Raw genomic sequence first — 2,548 nt, forward strand, 5'->3', positions numbered from 1 at the left:
CCCCCCCCCCCCCCCCCCCCCCCCCCCCCCCCCCCTTTTCAAGCATAAGACGGCATACGCGATAGCTGTTATAGTCTCGTGGGCTCGGAGATGTGTATAAGAGACAGCGTCTGGAGGGCGCGATGGGGAAGATCGTTCTTGAGGATGTTGAGGAAGGCACGCTGGACCGCCTGAAGGCGCTTGCGAGCAGCGCCGGGCGGACGCCGGAGGAGGAGGCGAAACTGCTGTTGGCAGGCGCCTTGGCGCGCGAAGCCGGCGAGCAGGCGCGCCGTCACGACCTGCTGGAGCGGATGCGGCGGACCGCGGCCATGACGCCGCCGGGATTTCACGTCGATATGACCGATCTCATTCGCGAGGACCGCGACCGGTGAAAGTCGTCGATGCCAGCGTCGCCATGAGGTGGTCGATCCAGGACGGTTACACGTCCTTGGCTCAGGCTCTCGTCAGCGGCGGGGGAATGCTCGTCGCCCCCGATCTGGTGGTGCCGGAAGTGACGAACGCTTTGTGGAAGATGCGCCGGTCCGGCCTCATCAGCGAGGAGCAGGCGGACCGGGCGTTGGCGGAAATCCCGCAAGCCTACACGATGCTTGTGCCGATGTCGGGGTTGATCCGACGGGCCTTCTCCATTGCCGTGGCCCTCGATCATCCGGCCTACGACTGCTTTTATCTGGCGCTGGCCGAGGAACTCGGCGCGCCGCTCGTCACGCTGGACAAGCGCCTGCACTCCCGCACCCGCTCCACCCCTTGGGAAGCGTTGACCGTTCTGCTGGGCGGCGGCACTGTTCCCGTCTGAAAACAACAAACGCATCAAGCAAAATTCGAGAGGGACGAGTCACATGTCCGACACCAAGCCGCCGGCCGCGCAGCCGGCCAACCGCCGCGTCATCCGAGCGCCGCACGGCACGGAACTGTCCGCCAAGTCCTGGCTGACCGAGGCGCCGCTGCGCATGCTGATGAACAACCTCGACCCCGACGTCGCGGAGAACCCGGACGAGTTGGTGGTCTATGGCGGCATCGGACGGGCGGCGCGGAACTGGGATTGTTTCGACGCCATCGTGGCGTCGCTGAAGACCCTGAACGAGGACGAGACGCTGCTGGTCCAGTCGGGCAAGCCGGTCGGCGTCTTCCGCACCCACGCGGACGCGCCGCGTGTGCTGATCGCCAACTCCAACCTCGTGCCGCATTGGGCGACCTGGGACCATTTCCGGGAGCTGGATGCCAAGGGCCTGATGATGTACGGCCAGATGACCGCCGGGTCCTGGATCTACATCGGCAGCCAGGGCATCGTCCAGGGCACCTACGAAACTTTTGTGGAGGTCGGGCGGCGGCATTACGGCGGCGACCTGAAGGGCCGTTGGATTCTGACCGGCGGGCTGGGCGGCATGGGCGGCGCGCAGCCGCTGGCCGCGACCATGGCCGGGGCGTCCATGCTGGCCGTTGAATGCTCCGCCCGCAGCATCGAGCGGCGGCTTGAGACCAAGTATCTCGACCGCTCGGCCACCAGCCTCGACGAGGCGATGGCGATCCTGTGGGAGGCCCAGGCCACCGGCAAGGCGGTGTCGGTCGGTCTGCTCGGCAACGCCGCGGAGGTGTTCCCGGAACTGGTGCGGCGTGCCAAGGCCGACCCGCGCTTCCGGCCCGACGCGGTGACCGACCAGACCAGCGCCCACGACCCGCTGAACGGCTATCTGCCCGCCGGCTGGACGATGGAGGAGGCCGAGACGAAGCGCCGCACCGACCCGGCGGCGGTGGTCGCGGCGGCCAAGGCGTCGATGGCGACCCATGTCCGCGCCATGCTGGACTTCCACGCCATGGGCGTGCCGACGCTGGACTACGGCAACAACATCCGTCAGGTCGCCAAGGACGAGGGGGTGGCCGACGCCTTCGCCTTCCCCGGCTTCGTGCCGGCCTACATCCGGCCGCTGTTCTGCCGCGGCATCGGTCCCTTCCGCTGGGCCGCCCTGTCCGGCGATCCGGAGGACATCTACCGCACCGACGCCAAGGTGAAGGAGTTGATCCCCGACAACCCGCACCTGCACAACTGGCTGGACATGGCGCGCGAGCGCATCCGCTTCCAAGGCCTGCCGGCGCGCATCTGCTGGGTGGGTCTGGGCGACCGGGCGCGGCTCGGCCTCGCCTTCAACGAGATGGTGGCCAAGGGCGAGCTGAAGGCCCCCATCGTCATCGGGCGCGACCATCTGGACAGCGGCTCCGTCGCCAGCCCGAACCGCGAGACGGAAGGAATGATCGACGGGTCGGACGCGGTGTCCGACTGGCCGCTGCTGAACGCGCTGCTGAACTGCGCCTCGGGGGCAACCTGGGTGTCGCTGCACCATGGCGGCGGCGTCGGCATGGGCTTCAGCCAGCATTCCGGCATGGTCATCGTCGCCGACGGGACGGACGCCGCGGCCAAGCGGCTGGAGCGGGTGCTGACCAACGATCCGGGCACCGGCGTGATGCGCCACGCCGACGCCGGCTACGACATCGCCAAGGACTGCGCGAAGGAGCAGGGGCTCACGCTTCCGATGATCCGCTGACGGGTTTGGCG

3 protein-coding genes are annotated in these 2,548 nt (G+C 68.2%); all 3 read left to right on the forward strand.

The annotated features are described in order from the left end of the window. Nucleotides 1–92: 92 nt before the first annotated feature. From Q4I23_RS32090 to hutU, 3 genes are read left to right on the forward strand one after another with little or no spacing between them, the layout of a single operon-like run. Complete coding sequence (locus Q4I23_RS32090) at nucleotides 93–371, forward strand: hypothetical protein (RefSeq protein ID WP_498528921.1); 279 nt, start codon at nucleotides 93–95, stop codon at nucleotides 369–371. After that, a complete protein-coding gene (locus Q4I23_RS32095) occupies nucleotides 368–793 on the forward strand; it encodes a type II toxin-antitoxin system VapC family toxin (protein ID WP_498528922.1) in 426 nt (141 codons plus the stop codon). The genes Q4I23_RS32090 and Q4I23_RS32095 overlap by 4 nt, the downstream gene beginning before the upstream one ends. 43 nt (nucleotides 794–836) lie before the next feature. Next, nucleotides 837–2,537 carry a urocanate hydratase gene (gene hutU / locus Q4I23_RS32100; protein WP_498528923.1) on the forward strand — a complete coding sequence of 567 codons (1,701 nt, stop codon included), beginning with the start codon at nucleotides 837–839 and terminating at the stop codon, nucleotides 2,535–2,537. Nucleotides 2,538–2,548: the final 11 nt, after the last annotated feature.

The sequence above is a fragment of the Azospirillum sp. UFLA03-27 genome, assembly GCF_059803775.1.

Coding starts and splice junctions, on each gene's coding strand:
- hutU (WP_498528923.1), top strand. CDS start 837: ATGTCCGACACCAAGCCGCCGGCCGCGCAGCCGGCCAACCGCCGCGTC.